Here is a 19,363-nt window from a genome sequence, read left to right on the forward strand (position 1 = left end):
GGTGTGGCGCGAGGCCGCATGCACCGCCTACGAGTGCGCCGACACATACGCCTCGATTTCGTTAAAGAAGGTGCGAACCCCGTACGCCCAGTTCGGATCCGTCGCATACACACCAGCTCCTGCATGATTGGCAGGATCATTCAGCCAGATGATGGCATCCTCTCCCGCGGGTGGAGGCGTACTGAGTCGGACCTGAATCAATTCCGCGGCCAGTGCTGCGGATTGTTCGAGCGTTGTGTGATACACCGCCCAGCTGCCGTAGTCGTCAAATGGGTTCTCCAGTTTCCACGTCTCATACGGCGTACCCTGCTGCACGAAATCCAGTTCCTGTCCGGTAATCGCGAGCATCAGCGCGGGATTGATATTGTAGGACTGTGCGACGCTGCAAATCGTTTCGATGTCACTCAGCGTGAACGCCGAACCTCTCGACGCGACGAAATCATACAACACCGTCGGCGAGATGTCCTGGTACCGAAGCGCAGGCACCACAACTTCGGACGACCCGTTGTGGTGGGAGAGAATCTCTTCCTGCTGCTGCGCCTCAATTTCCAGCTGCTCAATCTGGCTCTGCGTCATGTGCAGTCGTTTCAGGAGCGACTCCTGCTGCTGGGAAAGCGCCTGCATTTGACTTTTTGCGGTGCTCAAGGCATCCTTCGCAGAAGCTTCTTCCTGCAGCTGCGCGGCCTTCATGGACTGCAGCTGTTGTTCCTGCCCAACCAGTGTCTGGTAATCCTGGTTCTGCCGATCACGTTCGGTCTGCAAGGTCTGCTGCAACGCAGCCACCTGATTCAGCAGCTTTCGCTCACCCTGCGTCAAAATCGACAATTCCTGCATCCGGCTGAGCAGATCGTTAAAGCTCGTTGCATTCATGAGCACCGACAGATAGGAGACCTCGCCGTCCTCGTATTCCGTTCGCAAGATGGCCTTCAGCGTGTCCTCGTCGGCGTTCCATTCCGCCTGGTTGCGGTGGATCTGCCGCTGCAGTGCGTGAATCTGACGCAGGATCTCCTGCGTTGACAACTGTTTCTCCCTGATTTGTGCGTCCAAGTTGCTAACGGTCGCACTCGCCTCTGCGGCACGGTGCGCCGCAGTCGCCGCCGTTTGCTGCTGTTTTTGCAGCTGGCCCTTGGTCTGCGCAATCTGGTCCTGCAACTGTTGCTGCTGCTCCTTTGCGGTGGACAGCTTGTCCGCTTCGGAAGTGCTGACCAGACAACCACTCATCAATAGAAACACACTCGTCGAAATGAGCACCTGCCTGCCAAGCTTCAAAGTCACATTCACTCCAATCCCATGATGCCTGTCACCTGCGGCCCGCTCATGAACAGCAGCGCCATCGCCGTGACGTACGCTGGGTACGTGACAACCACGTCGGAAGCAACTCCCGGACGCGCAGCCAACGCGTCAGCAGGAAGCCTCCTCGTTTGCGAAAACAAGGCCCGCAGTTGATGATCCTCGACCATGACTCTCGCCGCATGAATCGCGTCCCGCCGAGCACCAGGCTCCGTCGGACACAAATCGGGCAGTTGTCGGATATCCACCCGGTACGCTCGTAAATTTTCCTTGTACTGTTCGATCGCCTTGCGCCTTTTCATCCGGTCCGCTTCGTCGTGCGCCGCCACCTTCACTTCTACGGCGCTGTCCCGCTTCGGAAACCGCGATTTCAGCGGGTGAAAACGTTGCAACATGTGATGTCCTCCCAGGTGCCGCGCAACTCCCGTCGAACGTCCACTCCGTCCAAAACACAAGAAAACCCGTCGCGAAGGCAACGGGGTCAAAACATCAAATCATTGTGGAACACACCACTCTCCTAAACGCCTACGAAGTTAGCTGTCGGATTCGAGCTTAAGAGATTGCTCTACTGGTCGTCGTGACCAGATTCACCCCGATAGATTGGTTCCCCCGTTCCCTTGCGGGACTCAGCGATCCGTATTCAGTTCAGGCGTTAGTATAGCGTTTCTATCAGGGGGCATCAAAGTGGATGTTGGGGTGGAAACGGAAGCATCCGCGAGAATTCCACCGCATTTCGGCGCACAACGTCGATGAACCGTACATTGTCGCACCCTTGCACCCGCCCTGATGATACGACGCTCAAACATGCTCAGACTGCAATTTCCTCCAACTCCGTACCAGGCTTGATATTTGGGAGCGCCAACGCAATCCACTGACCAAGAGAAATGACGACTGCAATGATGATCCAAGTGACTGTCGCACTGGTGACAGAGATGAGCAGCGTCCAAATGAGACTGCCGAGCAGCAGGCCACCCGTGAAGATCGACCCAAGGAACCCAATCGCGGTACCACGCACGCGCGTCGGAAAGCTTTCACCCCAGTACGCATACCCGGCACCGGACCAAGTCCCGTTGGTGACCTGGTAAATCACAAAGTACAGGATAAAGACAACCGTGTGTCCATGGATGAACATAAATACCAAGTTCAATGGCGCAGTCAGCATACCGCTGATGACCAGTACACTCTTCCGGCCAAACCTTTCACCCAGCACGCCGCCGAGGACGTAGAAAAAGTAGCCAATCCCCCCAGCGATCAAGAGCATGTTCGCCGCTTGTGTTGCCGTCCAGCCATCATACTTGGTAAGCCAGTAGGTAATGTATACGTTCGTCGCCACATACGAGGTCGCATAGCACAACCACACCACCGTCAGCAGAGAGACTTGTCTCCGTACATATCCCTTCACCGAGAACAGTTGACGCCAGGTCACCTCATCGGCATGCGTGGTATCGACCGGATACAGTTTCAGCAGGCGTTCTACTTCGTCTTGATTTCCTTCCTTCAATGCCTGCTTCACTTTCTTCATGTGAAGGAAACGATCGGACTCTCTCACCCAAATCCGCGCGATGATGACAAAAATAATCGGAATCACACCCAGCAGGAAAACAGTCCTCCAACCGTGACCAATGAACGCCAAGTACACGCCCGACGCAAGGAACACGCCAAGCGGCCAACCGCCTTGGACAATGGAGTACAGAAGTCCTCTTCTTCGCGCCTCCAGTTGTTCGTTCACGAGCGTCACCGAGATGGCTAATTCAGACATCGCAAATCCTGAAGCAAGCGCACGGACAACCGCTAATTCTGTGTAGTTCCCAACAAAATACGTCAAGCCAGTGAAAATGGCTGCGAAGACCAGTGAAAACTGCCACATCCAGCGCCGCCCGAGACGGTCCATTCCGTAACCCACAAACAGCGTGATGATGAATTCCGCTGCATATACGAAAAAGCCTAGCAGACCGACGAGTGTCGATGACAGATGCAAATCAGACGCAATGTTCGGCATCGTCAGGGTAAGGAGGTTAAAGTCGTACGAAGCGAGTGCCCAGCCTGCAAGCGCGACAATCACCAAATAAACAGTGTACCAGCCTGGTCTGACCTGCCGTTGATACTCAACCTGCAACTCCGGCGTTGCCATAAACGTTCCCCCTGTTCACTGGAAGGTGTGCAGTCGTCGACGCCCACTGTTTCTATACGCGCTTTCACTGACGCTTGACCTGTATGACCGGTTCCTGTATTACTGTTCCCCCTGTATTACTGTTCCGACAGCAGAGCAATCGCACGCCCCGGTCCACCCGTGGACCCTTCGACCTTCACAGGCAAAAAGATGAACCATGCGCCGCGCGGCGGTAATTTCTCCAAGCCCGTCAACATTTCGACGTACCGCATACCACGACTCAACCCCTCCTGATGAACCGGGGCCCCATCATGGGCCGCGCCAATGCTTGGAGCGTCAATGGCCAGACATTTCACGCCGCGTTCGTACAGGTGCAAAACAGCGCTTACATCAGGCGCCGGCCAACCCTTCCCTTCGCCGTGAACCAATGGCCGTTTCGCGTACTTTTCGCCTTCAGGGCCCGGGACATAGTATCGGTCCCAACCGGTATGCAAGAGCACGACCGTACCCGGTTCGATGACACCGTAGCGAGATTCCCACGCTTTGATGTGTTCCGCCGTGATCCATGGACTTTCCCCGGCGGGAACGGACTCATTCGCCAGATGCGTGACGTCTATGCGAACAGCTGGGCCCATCAAGTCCTGCAACGGAACCTGCTCACCTGTCTGACTCCCCAATTCCCCCGCCCACGGAATCCCGGAATCGGCCGGCGCAACAAAGTGCGTGGGTGCATCAAAGTGCGTGCCGCAGTGTTCATCGATAATCCAGAATCGCGTCTGGTATGGGGCCTCGCTGCGTACATGGCCCTGTCTCTCGTTCAGCGGCACGTAGTAGTTCCACACCTTGGCCTGAAACGGCATGTGCGTTGGCCAGCCTGAAGGCAGTGTGTCAGACACCGTCACCGAAAGGTCGATCACCGTACACCCATTGAACACTTTTCGCATGATACCCGCCTCCCAGAAGGTTAAGAGAATTTGTCTGCGAGCGTTGCGATTGATCCCGCCATTGAACCAAGCAAAAGAAACCGCTATCATCCCCCTCCTAGAGGAAACGGAATCCATCTACGGAATCCGTCTCCTGCCTCTCTTTTGGCTCCATCAGCCCGGTCCGTTAGACCGGCTGATAAACGCCTGCATATGTGATGGCCGCACGAACGGCTTCCACCATCGAGACGGCCGACGCAATGCCTTTGCCGGCGATGTCAAATGCGGTCCCGTGGTCGACGCTCGTGCGCAGGGTGGGCAGGCCAATCGTGATGGACACGGTGCGTTCGAAGTCCATCATCTTGGACGCGATGTGCCCCTGGTCATGATAGAGCGACAGCACGGCGTCGTACTGACCCTTGCGCGCAAAGTGAAACACGGAATCTGCGGGTACGGGTCCGACGACGTTCAGCCCATCGGCAGCCGCTTCCTGAACCGCTGGACGGATGGCCTCAATCTCTTCCCTGCCGAGCAAACCGCCTTCCCCGGAGTGCGGGTTCAGCCCAGCGACCGCCAGCTTGGGCGAATCCGCATGGAAGCTTTGCAGCGCGCGGTATGCCCGGCGGATCCCGGCCAGCACAAAGTCCTTGTCGCCGCACTGACGGCAGGCTTCAATCAATGGAACGTGCCGGGTCAGGAAGAAAATCTTGACCTTTTCAATCAAAAACATGGTCATCACCGATTCGGCATGCTGTAAATCCGCAATCATTTCCGTGTGACCGATGTACGGCACATGCGCCGCTTTGAGCGCTTCCTTATTAATAGGTGCCGTGACAATCGCATCAATTTTGTGCTGATTCGCCAGGTCGACGGCCATGCGAATGTATTCAAAGGCTGCCTGCCCGCACTGCGCCTGCACGACGCCCATCTGCAGGGCAGCCATGTCGATGTTGTCAATGTCAAGAATATCCACCGTGCCGAACTCAAATTTACATTGCGACAATTCGTTCACGATGTTGAACTTCAGGTGGGTCCCGCTCTGCTGCTGTGCCAGCTCCAACACCTTGGCCGAGCCGACGAGAAATGGACGAGCCTCTGCATAGGCAAACGGCTCTGCCAGCGACTTGAGTGAAATCTCCGGGCCGATCCCAGCGGGATCGCCAATGGTTAACGCTAAAATGGGTCGTTCAGTCAACGTGAGGACCTCCTGTGGTGTAAATTCCTGTGTTTGGTTCATCCATGGTGGAGAGCAGCAGCCGGACACTGTCGACCAAGGCTTCGGGGTGTCCGACCGAACCTCCCTTGGTGACGATGTAGAGGCCGCGCGGCCCATCGACCACTCGGCTCAACACGCCAAGCGGACAAATCTGCAGCAGCGGCTCCAAGGCGCGGACGCCGAGTGCCTGCAAGGTTTCGTATGCCACCTCGCCGCCCGAGACGTACAGGCCTTGAAACGCCACATGGTCTAGAATGTCCAAGGCCAGCTCGGCAATCGCGCGCGTGATGGCTCGCCCTTCCACCTGTGTCGGCGGCGCAGCGCCATCGGTCCGAAAGCCGACCACGTTGTGGCGCTTGAGGCCAGCCAACACCTCAGCGACCCGTTCGGCGTGCTCCGTCCTGCGCGAGACCGGGTCCAGCAGACGGTCCAGGCGGACGCGGACCAGCTTTAAATCATACGCCGCTTCCAGTGCATCGAGCTGCTGTACCGACGTGGGCATGACACTGCCAGATACGACGAGCACGTGCCGGTGCAGCCGCTGCTTCGCAGCCATGTAGGCTGTCGTAAACGGGCCGGGATCGACCGAAAGAATGCGAATCGACAGACCGGCAAACAAGTTGGCCCATGCTTCGATGTCCGCCTGGCTCACAGCGTCACAGACCAAAAGCGGACGGTCCCCCGCCTGGAGCCAGCCCGTGATGCTGCGCCGCGCCTCGTTTGGCGCCTCCAGCAGGTCGAGCGGCAGCCTGTGCACAGGGCGCGCCGCCCTCCCGCGCAGCACGCGGCACACGTCCGCATCCAGCACGGGCGTATAGGGGTCCTGCGCAATTTCGGTCTCGTTCACAGGGACCCCGTGGACGAGCAGCTGGCCCGCCCGCACCACGCGCCCGGATGCCGGAAACGCGGCGACAACCACGGCGCAGTCGAGGTTCGGCAGCGCATCCATCATCGCCTCGGTCTCGGCCGCGACGTGGCCCCGGAGCGTGCTGTCAATGCGTTTCCCCCACAGTGCGTCCTCATCGGAAATACGGGCCCTAACGCGCGTCACCATTTGATGAACGCGCGAAACCGCTTCCTGTTCGGACAATAAACGCGATGCGCTGTTCCATACCACGACGCCGCCGGGATGTGTCCCTGCGTCCCCGCATTCCTGAGGGTCAATCCAGGTCGTGATGCGCCAACCCAGTTCACGAAACAGGGCTGATGCAGCGTTGCATCCAGTCAGGTCGTCCCCAACGATGATGGCGTGTTTCAAAAGCGGTCACCAGCCCCATCCTGTCAAGCGACTGTGTTCGAACGTTTCGAAGCCAAATATAACATATATTCACACCAAATCAAGCATTATTGCCGATATATATGATACATTATGTTATATCATGATAAAAAACGCATGGTTCTGGCGCAAATTTTTTGATGAATGGTAGGAACCCGGGACGGAACGTGCTATCTTAGGATTGTGTTACAAACGCTGTCACTGGAGTGATACTCGTTGTTGTCCGCGCAAAGACGGAAAGAAATATTCCATCTTCTGAACACGCACGGTCAGGTCGAACTGAACGACCTTGCACAACGATTCGGCGTGTCTGCGATGACCATCCGCCGGGACTTGGAGAAGCTGGAGGAAGTCGGAAAGGCCAAACGCGTACACGGCGGGGCTGTTCTTTCTACCCAAACGTGGGAACCGGAGTCCATCACCCAGAAATCCATTACAAATATTCACCTTAAGCAGGTCATTGCTCAAACCGCTTTACGCATCATCCAGCCGGGGAGTTCGATTTTTCTGGATGCCGGCAGCACGACGTATGAAATTGCGAACGCCATCCGGACGATGTATTCCGAGCCCCTGACCATCTGCACGTCCGATGTGCGCATCGCCAATCTGCTGGCCGGCGAAGAACGCCTGCAGGTCTACATCTGCGGCGGCAGCCTGGACACCACCACCGCCAGTGCAGGCGGCCATTTTGCGATTCAAATGATTATGAGCCTGCACGCGGACCTCGCGATCATCGGCTGCGACGGCCTCACCATTCATGACGGTGCGATGAGTTCCCGCATCACGCAGGTGGAAGTGAAGCAAGCGATGCTGGCTCGAAGCCTCAAGTCCGCGTTGGTCGCAGACTCAACGAAATTCGGCCGGGTTTCGTTCGCAAGCATTGCGCCTTTGCGTGCATTTGACTACATCGTGTCGGATTCGCTCGTCGATGCCGAAACCCGGGATGCCTTGGAAAAAGCGTCCGTGGAAGTGGTGCTGCCGGACCCTGCCACGTTGGAACGAATGTGAATCGTCCGAGCGCAGCACGCGATGCTGCCAGGTCAGACACACATAGCCAACGCCGCCACAGTGCAAACTACCCCAAAAAGGAGGAGTTGCTGTGGGGCGATTCAGAATATTCCCCATCATACTTGCCTGTTCACTTATGCTCGCTGGTTGTACGACTGTGAATTCAAATGCATCGAACACCCAGGGCGCCAACACCCAAACAGCCAACACCAGTCAAAGTGGTGCCATCGCTTCAGCGGCAGCCTATCAAATCAAAAGCACAACGTACGAGCCAAAGAGCGGGACCGTGACCATCCACGTTGTACCGTCCCAAGGGCAATCCCATCCCGACCGGGATTTGATTGACGTGGGCACGAATGAAGGTGCCGTGAACTATGCGACTTCCAAGTTTTCTACCAAAACGGTCCGTCGCGTGGTGCTCACATCGGACGACGCTTCCTCGACCGCATCCGCAGCCGCGCTAAGAACCAGCACCGCGCGCCCGATTTACCGCATTATTTCCGTCCCGGCAGCAACGGCTGCACCGAACACAGCGTCGCCGTCCTTGCCCCCCTTATCCACATTCAGCGGCGGCGCGGACACGCCCCTCCCGCCGCCCGGCGCACGGATGGACACTTCCATGACGCCAGTGGCTGGGCTGAATGCCGCGAGAACGGCGAAAACAAAGGCCGTATTGGGGGTCGCTCGAACGAAACTGGGAACCCCCTACATTTGGGGTCACAACGAGGACCGCGGCCAGTACGGATTCGACTGCTCCAACTTTACCGAGTACGTGTACCATCATGCCCTCGGGTACATCATCACCACGTACAGCACAGGACAGTACAAGTCGGTTGGTGTCCCCATCCCCCGTTCGCAAATGCAGCCTGGCGACCTCATCGCCTTTGAGCAAGGGCAGCACGTCGGCATCTACGCTGGCAACAACCAGGCGATTCAATGCGGCGGCGGCCTGAAAAAGGTGGGTTACATCAGCGTAAAACCAGGCACGTACTGGGGAAATCATATCAGTGCCGTCAAACGGATGTACTAAGCCCTCTCCATCATGGGTGAAAGGGCGCGGACAAGTTGCTGTCCGCGCCCTTCCCTTTGCACAAGCGTTAATTCGCAGGGGTCGAATCCGTTGGGGTCAGCCAACTCTGGAGGGCATTCTCCAGCCCCTGGTCTTCCAGCCCCGCCTTCCATATTGCAATACCGGCGACACCGTATGAAGCCGCAAGGTTCAACTTTTGCTGGATGCTCGCCTGGTTTTCATAGTAAACCGTATGTTGATCACCGCTCGCATCCGTATAGTTGAAATACGGTACAGCGTCCGTCGCATCCCAGCTTGGGGTGATCTGATCTTTTGCAATCAGCGCATCCACTTGGCTGAGCGAATCCGCCGCCGCATAGCCGCCGGTCGTCGTATTCCAGTCATATCCATAGGCACCGATGCCCAACAGAATTTTGCTCTTCGGCATGGTGGACGTCGCGTACTTGAGAATCTGCTCATCCCAGTACAAAGGTGCAATCGCGCCCGCTGCGCTCCCCTGCCACGAATCGTCATAGGCCATGATGGGTACAACATCCGCAATGTTGCCGATGGCCGCATAGTTGTACGCACTGTACCACGGCTCAGACGTCGGCCCGGTTTCCGCAGGAAGCGTCACTGACAATTCCTTGTTGTTCGCATGCAGCTGACTCGCCAGCTCCGTCAAAAACTGCGTAAAGATGGCTTGGTCGCTGGTTTTCACGTTCTCAAAGTCCAAATCGACGCCCTTGTACCCATCGTTCACGGCCAGCTTCACCAGGTTCTGTTCCAACGCCGTTCTGGTCGAGGCGTCGTTCAGAATCGTACTGGTATACGCACCGTCAAAGTTGTTGGTCGATGGGCTGATGTTCGTCACCGTCGCAAACACCGCCACGTTGCTGCTCTTTGCATCCGCGAAGAGCGTCGACAGCGCGCTCGCGGACGTCGCATCCGTCACACTGCCATTGCTGTTGATGTTGTAGTTGTCGTTGTTGATCTCGGTGATTGGCGCGTTCTGCTCCGCATCCGCCAGGGAGGACGCGCTGTTCGCCCACGTCATCACCGTCTCCGCACCGCTCGGGGTACTCGCTGGCTGTGCCGGGATAGTGGATGGCTGCGAGAAAATCGTCGCTAACCGCTGGTTCAACGCCAGCCAGGTTTGTTGACCGACAATGCCGTCGACCGTAATGCCACTCGCCGATTGAAACGCTTTGACGGCGACCGAGGTGGAACTCCCGAAGACACCGTCAATCGTCCCCACGTTGAACCCAGCCGCATTCAGCTTTTGCTGCAAGAGGACGATGGGGTATCCGCTGTCCCCGTCGTACAGCGTCGGGTACTGCGTTGGGTCAGCCACCGTTGTACTCATCGGCGGCGGCGTTGTGATTTTCCACGTTGTCCCGTTCCAGGACGATCCGATGCCCAGCCGGTTCAGCAGCTGCTGAATGTACCAAATCGGCATATAGGATGTGGGCGTTTTGGAACCTGGCTCTGTGTAAACAATGCGGCCGACGTGGTACATGACTTGGCCGTTGAGCGTAATGACGTTTGCACCGCTCGTCTTCGGCACATTGGTCAGGTCTACAGGCATACTCGCTGGTGCCTGAATCGTCCAAGTGTTGAGGGTTCCGTTCCAGGTGTTGGTGATGCCAAGCTGCTTGAGCGCCTGGATGACGTACCAAATCGGCATATAGGTGGTCCCGCCGGAAACAATCCCGGCAGGCTGCACAAGCAGCTTGTTGTTGACATAAATCGCCTTCGTCCTGACTTGATACGACGCGGCCAAGGCGGGCTGCGCAGCCGACAGCCACGTCACGCTTGCCACAGAAGCCATGCCGAGCAGTGAAGTGAATACGACGCGTCTTTTCAATGTATGCACGTCCCCATCCGTGGAATTTTACAGAACGCGCCGGGCGCCAAAGTAGTGCGCCGCCCAGTAGGTGTTGCTCAAACTGGCGATCACGACCGCGTTTTGGCTTGAAGATTCTTCAATGAAGTTGCCGTTCCCAACGTAGATGCCAACGTGGCTGACCGTGTTCGTCGCCGCAGTGGCGGTCGTTGTGCCGCTGAAGAACACCAAGTCACCGGGTTCTAAGTCGCTTTCCGCGACAGGAGTTCCTACCGTGGCCTGATCGGCTGAAACACGCGGCAAAGTAATGCCGTTTTGCGCGAACACATATGAGGTAAATCCGGAGCAGTCCCAGCCCGCCGGCGAGTTCCCGCCGAACACGTACGGATGCGCGCCGAGGTAGCTCTCTGCAGTCGCCACAATCGCTGCGCCCGTCGGTGTTGACGACGTCGCTGCAGGTGTCCCGGTGCTCGCAGGCGCCGTCGATGTCGCTGCGGCCGTAGACGACGTCGCTGCGGCTGCCGACTGCGGAATCAGCAGGACTTGTCCCACGTAAATCAGGTTCGGGTTGGTCAACTTGTTTTGCGATTCAATCGAAGCTGCGGTCACTCCGAATTTCTGTGCAATTTTTGAGAGACTGTCGCCCGCGACAACCGTGTACTTCGTAAATGGAAGGGTCAACACCTCTCCCACGTAGATGTTGTTGGGATTGGCGATTTGGTTCATCGATACCAGCGTGCTCGTGGCTGCGCCATACTGCTGTGAAATCTTATATAGTGAATCGCCCGCTTGTACGGTGTACGTGACACTCGTGGTGTTTGCCAGGGCAAGAGGAGCTGTCGAAAGGAACAAACCGGCGGCGGAGATGATTCCTGTGATAATTTGCTTTTTCATTAGGGCCTCCTTGGTGTCAAATCCATTAAATGGATTGTTTTGAACACAAAAAAGTCTCGTACAGAGCAATGCAGGCAATCAGCGGTCTGGCGATCATATCCTGACATCAGGACGTAGACCCATGACTTTGCGCCCCTGGCTTTCGCACAGGTTTGCCTTTTGTAATTGCCTCGAACTCGCATTGCTCTGTCCGAGACGATGTGATTATCACAGATTTATGCGCGTGAATCTAGGCGTAATTTCTGGATGTCCGCCGCAGGCGAGGAAATCCGCGCGCGCCGCCTCTCCGAATGGATTCGCTCGAAAGCGGGAAGACTCTTGTCAAACCTTCCACAATTGGAGACTGATTATGGACGAACAGGTTGTTTCGCGTGGAGTTTGGCGAGCAACGCTTGCCATCGCGATCGCGGTGATTTCGGTCTCCGTGATATCCGAACGCTTCTCCGCGTATGTGCAGCGCGTTTGGGCAATCCATGCACAGCTTGACATCGTGTTCGATTCGCTCATTTGCGCACTGGCAGTCGTCCCTTTGACGTATTACTCCGTAGCGCGGATTGCCCGTTCGTTTCGCGAGGCAAACAACAAATTTATTACGTTGGTTCGACAGAATATCACGGGGATTTTCATTTACCAAGAAGGTAAATTTCAGTACGTCAATCCGAGGTTTGCCGAGATGTTCGGGTACGAAGTGAGCGATCTCGTCACTGGCGGCATCTCCTTTTCGGACATCGTGGACGAGAAATGTATTCCCCTCATCAACGAAACGATTTGCCGGGAGGTCACGAACACCCGGGACCCGGACAGGCATTATGAGCTGGCATGCAAAACCGCCCAAGGAGAGTCCCTTGCTTGCGAGGTCTACCTGACACGAAGTTTGTATCGCGGGAAGCCGGCGATTATTGGGACCATTATCGACCGGACGGAGCGAAAACAAATTGAACTGGCGCTGTCGAGAAGAGAACAGCAATATCGCGCGCTGTTTCAACACAACCCCAGCCCAGTCTATTCCCTCGATACAGCCGGGTGCTTTACCGATGTCAATCCCGCCGGCCCCGACATCATTGGCTATCCAGTGGACGAGCTGATTGGCAAACCGTTTATGCCCTATCTCTTGTCGGACGACCTGCCGGAGGCTTTGTCGGCCTTTCGAACCGCCCTAGAGGGAGAGGCCTGTCACGTGAACCTGAGCGTGATTCATAAAACAGGGGCCCACCGAAACCTTGAATTGAACATCATTCCCATTGTGGTCAATGGCCAAGTGGAAGGGGTCCATGGCATCGCGCGGGACGTCACGAAGGAAAAGAAGGCAGACGCGTTTCTGGAGGGGCAGCGACGCGTTCTGGAGATGATTGCGAAGTCCGAGAAACTCAACCATGTCCTGAAGGAACTCATTGACATCGCCGAAAACCAGTTTGAAGGATGCATCGCGTGCGTGTACTTGATTGACAAGCAGACGAACCACTTGGTGTTTGCACTCGGTCCCAGCCTGCCGGCGGCATGCCTGGAAAAGGTCCGTGACATCGCCATCGACGCACACAACGGGTCCAGCGCCAACGCCGTGATCCGCAAGGAACCGGTCATTGTCACCAACATCTTCGCCGACCCGCGGTGGTCAAATCTGCGGACAGTCGCGCGCGAGCACGATTTGCACGCTTGTTGGTCGATCCCGATTTTGAACGCGTTTGGTGAGGTGCTCGGCACGTTCACGCTGTCCTTCGGCTCGGAGCAAAGCCCCGACTTGAAAGAACTGGACTTGATGAAAACCATCACCTACCTCGCGGGACTGGCGATTGAACGGAAACAGAACGAGGAGTATGTCGAACACCTGGCATTCTATGACCCGCTGACCGACTTACCCAACCGTCGGCTCTTTACCGAGCGGTTGTCTCAAGCGGTGGACCACGCAAAGCGCAGTCTGCAGCGACTGGCCGTGATGTACGTCGATGTCGACCGATTCAAGCAAATCAACGATTCGCTCGGGCACAACTACGGCGATTTGTTCCTGATTGAGATTGCTCAAAGACTCACGCAGTGCGTACGGGATACGGATACGGTGGCACGCATGAGCGGAGATGAATTCACCATCCTCCTGTATCCGATGAACGTGATTGGGGATGCAATTGAAGTCGCGCAGCGCATCATGCGTGCGTTTGCTGAGCCAGTGATGCTGGAAGGCAACGAATTCAACATCACGGCCAGTATTGGCATTGCCGTCTTTCCCGACGATGCCGACCACGTCTCTTCGCTCATTCGCAACGCCGATGTGGCCATGTATGCAGCCAAGTCCCTCGGCAAAAATACGTATCAGGTGTACACCCCGGCGATGAATGACAAAGCCTTTGACACGCTCATTCTCCAGTCGGCCATGAGCAAGGCCTTGGCGAAGGGAGAGTTTGTACTTCATTATCAGCCCCGGGTCAACGTACACACGAGCAAAATCGTGGGTGCAGAAGCATTGATTCGATGGAACCATCCTGTGAGAGGCGTACTGGCGCCCGGTGAGTTCATCCATCTGGCAGAGGAGACCGGATTCATCGTTCCACTTGGCAAATGGGTCATTCGTGAGGCCTGTAAACAGAATAAGGCATGGCAAGACGCCGGACACCCACCGATTCGAGTCGCCGTGAACGTGTCTGCACAACAGTTTTTTCAAAACAGCATCGTGTGCGACATTGCAGAGGCGCTCGAGTCGACCGGGCTGTCGCCCAGGGATTTAGAAATCGAGATCACCGAAGGGACGCTCATGAAGCATGAACGTACGATTGTGGGCATTCTCGAGGAACTCCATGCCATGGGCGTGCATATTTCCGTTGATGATTTCGGAACTGGATACTCGTCATTGAGCTACCTCAAACAGTTCAAAGTGCACACGCTGAAAATTGACCAGTCGTTCATCAAAGGAATTCCGGACAAGCCGGACGACACCGCGATCGCCGAAACCGTCATCGCCCTCGCGCGCGCGCTCAAGCTCAGCGTGATTGCCGAGGGCGTTGAGACGCAGGCGCAGCTCGAATTTCTGAGGAGCAAACAATGCGACGAGCTGCAGGGCTACTTGCTGGGGCGCCCGGTGCCGCCGGAGAAATTCTCTTTCGAGATTGAGATGGCGCACGCGCCCTGAATACTCATTTATCTTCTTTTGGAAAGCGTTTTCGAGATCGGCGTGTTCTCTGTGTGATTCAACCGAACACGCACGTGCTTCCGGAATGTGTTAACCCGGAGTCCTTTATTTCAAATTTCAAGTTCACAGTTACGGACTCGATCAGTGATAAAAGAACTGATATGCGCTTTGAAACAACGACTCAGTCGTTGACAGCAAGTCAGCGACCGCCTCGTACGGAACACACCCCCAGTCAACAATCGTGTCAAACCATTGGTCGAGCCCTTCGTTCAAAGTACAATGTGAAATTCCGCTGCTTAAAACATAGCGATTCAGATAGTGCAACGCCATGTATAATTTGCGGTAACTCCCGTCCTCCGACAGTTGCACTTGAGCTTCTTGAACGAGCAAACTGGACACCAAAACATGGTACATACGATTCATCAGGATTTTCGCGTAGAACTCCCTCGCGTGAGAACCGAGTGACATCACGTGATGGGTTTCTTCCTCCAAAATCTCCGTAATTCGTTTCATGATTTCAGATACCCTTTGAACGGCGGGATCACGAAGATCAGACATACGGCGGTAAATGTCTTCAAAAAATATCTTATCTGCACCCTTTTTATCGATCGCGCGCAAAATATCCAATGCCATCATGTTCGTGGTGCCTTCCCAGATTGATCCGAGATGTGCGTCCCTCACTAATCGAGGATTAATCCAATCTTCGATATAGCCATTTCCCCCGCGAACCTCCATAGACTCTGCCGTTACGTATCTAGCTCGTTTGCAAATATACCCTTTGGCAAGTGGAATTAACATTCTCAAGAGCGTTTCCGCATCTTCCCCACCCGCATCTGCCCTGTCGTAGGTATCTGCTGTAAAGAAGACCATTGACGTGGCAGCTTCACTGTCCATTAACAGTTCGAACAAGGTATCACGCATTAATGGGAATTCCTCGATCACTTTACCAAACGCCGTGCGTCCGCGAGCGGATACAAGTGCCTCAAGAAGGCTTCGTCTCATCATGCCACTGGAGCGTACCGCATTGGACAGGCGAGAGGCGTTCACCATAGACATCATTTGCTTAAATCCGTTTTCCACCTCTCCGACCACAAAAGCCGTGGCTCCTTCAAACGTTACCTCTCCTGACGCCATGTCTCGCGTTCCTAACTTATCCTTTAGACGGTTAATACGATATTGGTTCAATGAGCCATCCGAGCGTCTCCGAGGCACCAAAAACATGCCCAATCCCTTTGTCCCAGCAGGAGCTCCCTCAGGCCTCGCCAAAACGAGGATGACGTCAGCCGAAACATTGGAACAAAACCATTTGTCTCCCCATATCTCCCACTCCTGGCCGTTCTTCTTGGCAATGACCTGATTCGCTCCGACGTCGGAACCACCTTGCTTCTCTGTCATGAACTGCCCAGCTGTCCATAGTTCATCCATGTTCGTAGCGATTAAGTGAGGTAAGTACTGTTGTTGAATTTCGGATGAGGCATACTTCTCCAATACCCGGGCTGCCGAGTCCGTCATGCTCATTGGACAACATAGTCCGAACTCAGCTTGAACAAATAGATACCAAAACGCATACTTTAGTACGTGTGGCAATTTCGTCGGCCAGTCAAAGACACCTGACCGATGTGACATCGCGACTAACCCAAACTGTCCATACCCAATTCGCTCCATTTCTTTATATGAAGCATGGTATTGCACCTCGTCAATTCGCTCACCTTTCGCGTTGTAGTGAATGAGCTCCGGGATATGCTTATCCGCCATGCGTGATAGGCGATCTAACTCCCCTCCAGCGATTCCGCCGAGTTCTGATAAGTGTCTACGAATCTTTTCATAATCCGTTGGCGATACGTAACGCTTCAATACGAAGGATACGTTCTTATCCGCTTCAAAGTAGTTCATCCCGGCAGTATCAGGCATGCCACCCGTAACAGGGACTGATTTATGATTCACCATCATGGACATATCAAACACCCCTAGCGCACATTTTCATAATCATCCGGATAATTCGGTTAAACCTTCATTCTTCGTACGGACTCCACCAATGAAGATCAACAGTCCGCACACCACCATAAGGATGCATAAAAGCCAGAATGCGCCTCGAGCCCCCCATGTGCTCATGCCAGCCAAAATGATATACGGAGCAATCACTCCTCCCAGGTGGCCGACGCCGTCTGCGACTGACATAGCGGATGCTCTCGCACGTGTTGGGAAAATCTCAGAGGTGTAGGTATATGCAATTCCTGATAACGGCAAGATCATTAAACTGGTCAGAAACGCCCCAATGAATACCACGAATCCGGAGTGACTGATTGCCAATACCGCCATTGCGACGCCCATCATCAAAGCCGACACAAACAAAATATACTTTCGTGCAACACTTTTGATCACAAGGAGCGGCAATGCGGCGCCGATAGGGAAAGCGATGTCTCCGAGTGCGGTATAAAGAATGCTCTGCGGACTGCTAAGTCCCATCTTCCCAAGCAATACTGGTTCATATCCAAGAAATCCGTATACTACCAGGTAGAGTAGGATCCAGTAAAGGAAGACAACGAGCAGTCTCGACAAGTACGGCCTTTTGAACAGTGCCAATGTTGGAAATCCACTACCCTCAGCCTCGGCCGGCACATCGATTGCATCGGGCAGCGCAGTACCAGTCAAATTCAGTACTTTCTGCTCCATCTTATCGACGATCCCTTGAGCCTCCTCAAGTCGCCCGTGAAGTGCAAGCCACCGAGGAGATTCCGGCAATGTACGGGTGAAAAGTAATGCAACGAGGGCAATTGCACCGACCGCGAACACCCACCTCCATCCCCCGACAGAACTGTTCACGAGTGCTACACCCACGAACGGTGCTGCTGCGTCACCGACACCTGCCCAAATCACATTGATTTGGACATATTTGGCTCGTTGATTCGCAGGTGCAAGCTCAGACATCATCGTTGCGCAAACAGCAATTTGGGCACCTATCCCAATGCCTGTAATGAACCTGAATAGCGCCAACGATTGATAGTTCCATGAGCACGCAGTTAGCACTGCGCCCAGCGCAAGCACAAGCAGCGCCCATTCAAGCGACCGCTTTCTTCCGATTGCATCCGCCAAACTTCCAAATAAATAGGCACCGATGATATATCCGACCAGGTTCGTCGTGAGGGGTAAAGCGCTTTCAGATCCCGTGAGATGATACTGCTTAATGATAGATGGTAAAGCGACGCCTGCCGCGGTGATGTCATAAAAGGCAAAGAAGTATGCAAACGCCATGAGAGCCAATACGCCTGCTCCAATTCCTACTTTAGGCAACCGATCAATTCTCGCATTTAAAGACGCGACACTTTGCGTGTTCAATTGACTCGTCACAATGGTCCCCCTTTCAATCGCATGCAGTCCTTGAAACTCTTCTCTTTACACAACTGAAAGAAACACGTGGCATTGCCTCACCCCATCAGATCACCCCTTTCACTCGAAGTTCGTGAATCTTTGTATCTGAAAACCCCAATTCGGTTAAAACCTCCTCTGTGTGCTCCCCTAGAAGCGGCGGTGGCGTCTGTATCCGGGCCGCTTCCTTCGAGAAGTTGACGGGAAATCGAATCTGTTTTAGCCTTCCCGCAACAGGATGCATCACCTCTTGTACCATTTCTAACGCTTCCGTTTGAGGATTGTTTACATAGATATCTTCTAAGTTCCAAATCGGCCCGGCTGGCACACCGGCCTTGTCAAGCAACCCACACCAGTACTGCGTGCTCCGTTCGCGAAATATATCGGACAATATCGCTCCCAGCTCTTTTTGATTTCTAACTCTATCCGCGTTTGTTTTGAATCGACTATCATCCGCGAGGTCAGGACGGCTAAGTACAGAACAGAGCTTCTGCCACAATGCGTCATTTCCGACCGCTAAAACGATGTTCCCATCGGATGTCGCAAAGGGTTGATACGGTGCAAGATTGGGATGTGCTGACCCAATTCGCCTCGGGACCTCTCCTGTCGCAAAATAGTTTGTCGCCCAGTTGATGTGGAATGCCAATTGTGATTCATATAAGGACGTTGTGAGGTACTGTCCCTGCCCAGTTTGGCTTCGATGGAACAGTGCACCCAGAATGCCCGCCAAGCCAAACATTGCTGCTCCTAAGTCGGCCACCGCAAATCCCGCTTTCATCGGCGGACCATCTTCGTCGCCTGTAAGACTCATGACTCCTCCCATAGCTTGCGCCAGTACATCGTATCCTGGTTTATTCCGATCGGGGCCTGCCTCCCCGAATGCTGATATATGCAACATGATCAGCGACGGGTTCAACTGCCTCAGTGAATCATAATCCAGACATAATCGATCCCTCGTATCATTCCGAAAGTTCTCGACCACAACATCGGCACTCGACACCAACTGTTCTAACACCCTGCGGCCTTCAGCCTGCTTCAAGTCGAGCGTAACTGAACGCTTGTTTCTGTTGATCGCCAGGTAGTATGTACTGTCTTCTCCATAAAACGGCGGTCCCCAGTGTCTCGTGTCGTCCCCTTTACCCGGCTGCTCAATTTTGATGACGTCCGCTCCCATGTCCCCAAGGCACATTGTGATGTAAGGCCCAGACAAGATCCGAGATAAATCTAACACCCTGATGGTCGACAAGATCGCCAACTTTATTCCCCCGTTCTTCGTTCCGGAGTGAACTGCAAAATACTGCGATTTT

The 19,363-nt window shown here is 54.7% G+C and carries 14 protein-coding genes and 2 riboswitches; of the genes, 3 read left to right on the plus strand and 11 right to left on the minus strand.

All coding sequences use genetic code 11. The features are described from left to right. Positions 1–27 precede the first annotated feature (27 nt). The 6 genes from JI721_RS04935 to JI721_RS04960 form a co-directional block, all read right to left on the minus strand. Entirely contained in the window at positions 28–1,269 is a 1,242-nt protein-coding gene (locus JI721_RS04935; protein ID WP_274456953.1) for a murein hydrolase activator EnvC family protein, read from the minus strand. Positions 1,270–1,277: 8 nt separating this feature from the next. After that, complete coding sequence (locus JI721_RS04940; RefSeq protein ID WP_274456954.1) at positions 1,278–1,685, minus strand: hypothetical protein; 408 nt, start codon at positions 1,683–1,685, stop codon at positions 1,278–1,280. A gap of 112 nt (positions 1,686–1,797) precedes the next feature. Continuing rightward, a riboswitch (cyclic di-AMP (ydaO/yuaA leader) is annotated at positions 1,798–1,932 on the minus strand. Positions 1,933–2,098: 166 nt separating this feature from the next. Then, the gene (locus JI721_RS04945) at positions 2,099–3,421 is read right to left on the minus strand and encodes an MFS transporter (protein WP_274456955.1); all 1,323 of its coding nucleotides are present in this window, start codon (positions 3,419–3,421) and stop codon (positions 2,099–2,101) included. 116 nt (positions 3,422–3,537) lie between these two features. Beyond that, complete coding sequence (locus JI721_RS04950) at positions 3,538–4,344, minus strand: cyclase family protein (RefSeq protein ID WP_274456956.1); 807 nt, start codon at positions 4,342–4,344, stop codon at positions 3,538–3,540. A 166-nt stretch (positions 4,345–4,510) separates the two neighbouring features. Then, a complete protein-coding gene (gene pdxA / locus JI721_RS04955; RefSeq protein ID WP_274456957.1) occupies positions 4,511–5,518 on the minus strand; it encodes a 4-hydroxythreonine-4-phosphate dehydrogenase PdxA in 1,008 nt (335 codons plus the stop codon). Next, entirely contained in the window at positions 5,511–6,797 is a 1,287-nt protein-coding gene (locus JI721_RS04960) for a four-carbon acid sugar kinase family protein (protein ID WP_274456959.1), read from the minus strand. Before JI721_RS04960 ends, pdxA begins: the two co-directional genes overlap by 8 nt. Before the next feature lie 237 nt (positions 6,798–7,034). Between JI721_RS04960 and JI721_RS04965 the strand changes: the two genes are divergently transcribed. Both JI721_RS04965 and JI721_RS04970 read left to right on the plus strand, forming a co-directional pair. Next, positions 7,035–7,823: a DeoR/GlpR family DNA-binding transcription regulator gene (locus JI721_RS04965; protein ID WP_274456960.1), complete on the plus strand. Its 789-nt coding sequence runs from the start codon at positions 7,035–7,037 to the stop codon at positions 7,821–7,823. A gap of 157 nt (positions 7,824–7,980) precedes the next feature. Beyond that, positions 7,981–8,853 carry a C40 family peptidase gene (locus tag JI721_RS04970; RefSeq protein WP_274456961.1) on the plus strand — a complete coding sequence of 291 codons (873 nt, stop codon included), beginning with the start codon at positions 7,981–7,983 and terminating at the stop codon, positions 8,851–8,853. Positions 8,854–8,920: 67 nt separating this feature from the next. On the opposite strand, the gene JI721_RS04975 is transcribed toward JI721_RS04970, so the two are convergent. Together JI721_RS04975 and JI721_RS04980 are read right to left on the minus strand one after the other, a co-directional pair. Further along, positions 8,921–10,699, minus strand: coding sequence for a glycosyl hydrolase family 18 protein (locus JI721_RS04975; RefSeq protein ID WP_274456962.1), 1,779 nt, complete (start codon positions 10,697–10,699; stop codon positions 8,921–8,923). Between the two features lie 27 nt (positions 10,700–10,726). Beyond that, positions 10,727–11,572 carry a C40 family peptidase gene (locus JI721_RS04980; protein WP_274456963.1) on the minus strand — a complete coding sequence of 282 codons (846 nt, stop codon included), beginning with the start codon at positions 11,570–11,572 and terminating at the stop codon, positions 10,727–10,729. Positions 11,573–11,649: 77 nt separating this feature from the next. After that, positions 11,650–11,739, minus strand: a riboswitch (cyclic di-GMP riboswitch). 182 nt (positions 11,740–11,921) lie between these two features. Here JI721_RS04980 and JI721_RS04985 point away from each other — a divergent pair. Continuing rightward, positions 11,922–14,690, plus strand: a complete 2,769-nt coding sequence (locus JI721_RS04985; RefSeq protein ID WP_274456964.1) for a sensor domain-containing protein — start codon at positions 11,922–11,924, stop codon at positions 14,688–14,690. 141 nt (positions 14,691–14,831) lie between these two features. On the opposite strand, the gene JI721_RS04990 is transcribed toward JI721_RS04985, so the two are convergent. The 3 genes from JI721_RS04990 to JI721_RS05000 all read right to left on the minus strand — a co-directional run bounded on the left by JI721_RS04990 (position 14,832) and on the right by JI721_RS05000 (position 19,311). Further along, complete coding sequence (locus JI721_RS04990) at positions 14,832–16,646, minus strand: acyl-CoA dehydrogenase family protein (RefSeq protein WP_274456965.1); 1,815 nt, start codon at positions 16,644–16,646, stop codon at positions 14,832–14,834. Between the two features lie 30 nt (positions 16,647–16,676). Next, a complete protein-coding gene (locus JI721_RS04995; protein WP_274456966.1) occupies positions 16,677–18,038 on the minus strand; it encodes an MFS transporter in 1,362 nt (453 codons plus the stop codon). A gap of 85 nt (positions 18,039–18,123) precedes the next feature. After that, positions 18,124–19,311 carry a CaiB/BaiF CoA transferase family protein gene (locus JI721_RS05000; protein ID WP_274456967.1) on the minus strand — a complete coding sequence of 396 codons (1,188 nt, stop codon included), beginning with the start codon at positions 19,309–19,311 and terminating at the stop codon, positions 18,124–18,126. Between the last annotated feature and the right edge of the window lie 52 nt (positions 19,312–19,363).

The organism is Alicyclobacillus cycloheptanicus (assembly GCF_028751525.1).
GTDB lineage: Bacteria > Bacillota > Bacilli > Alicyclobacillales > Alicyclobacillaceae > Alicyclobacillus_L > Alicyclobacillus_L cycloheptanicus.

Coding starts and splice junctions, on each gene's coding strand:
- JI721_RS04940 (WP_274456954.1), bottom strand. CDS start 1,685: ATGTTGCAACGTTTTCACCCGCTGAAATCGCGGTTTCCGAAGCGGGAC.
- JI721_RS04945 (WP_274456955.1), bottom strand. CDS start 3,421: ATGGCAACGCCGGAGTTGCAGGTTGAGTATCAACGGCAGGTCAGACCA.
- JI721_RS04950 (WP_274456956.1), bottom strand. CDS start 4,344: ATGCGAAAAGTGTTCAATGGGTGTACGGTGATCGACCTTTCGGTGACG.
- JI721_RS04980 (WP_274456963.1), bottom strand. CDS start 11,572: ATGAAAAAGCAAATTATCACAGGAATCATCTCCGCCGCCGGTTTGTTC.
- JI721_RS04985 (WP_274456964.1), top strand. CDS start 11,922: ATGGACGAACAGGTTGTTTCGCGTGGAGTTTGGCGAGCAACGCTTGCC.
- JI721_RS04990 (WP_274456965.1), bottom strand. CDS start 16,646: ATGTCCATGATGGTGAATCATAAATCAGTCCCTGTTACGGGTGGCATG.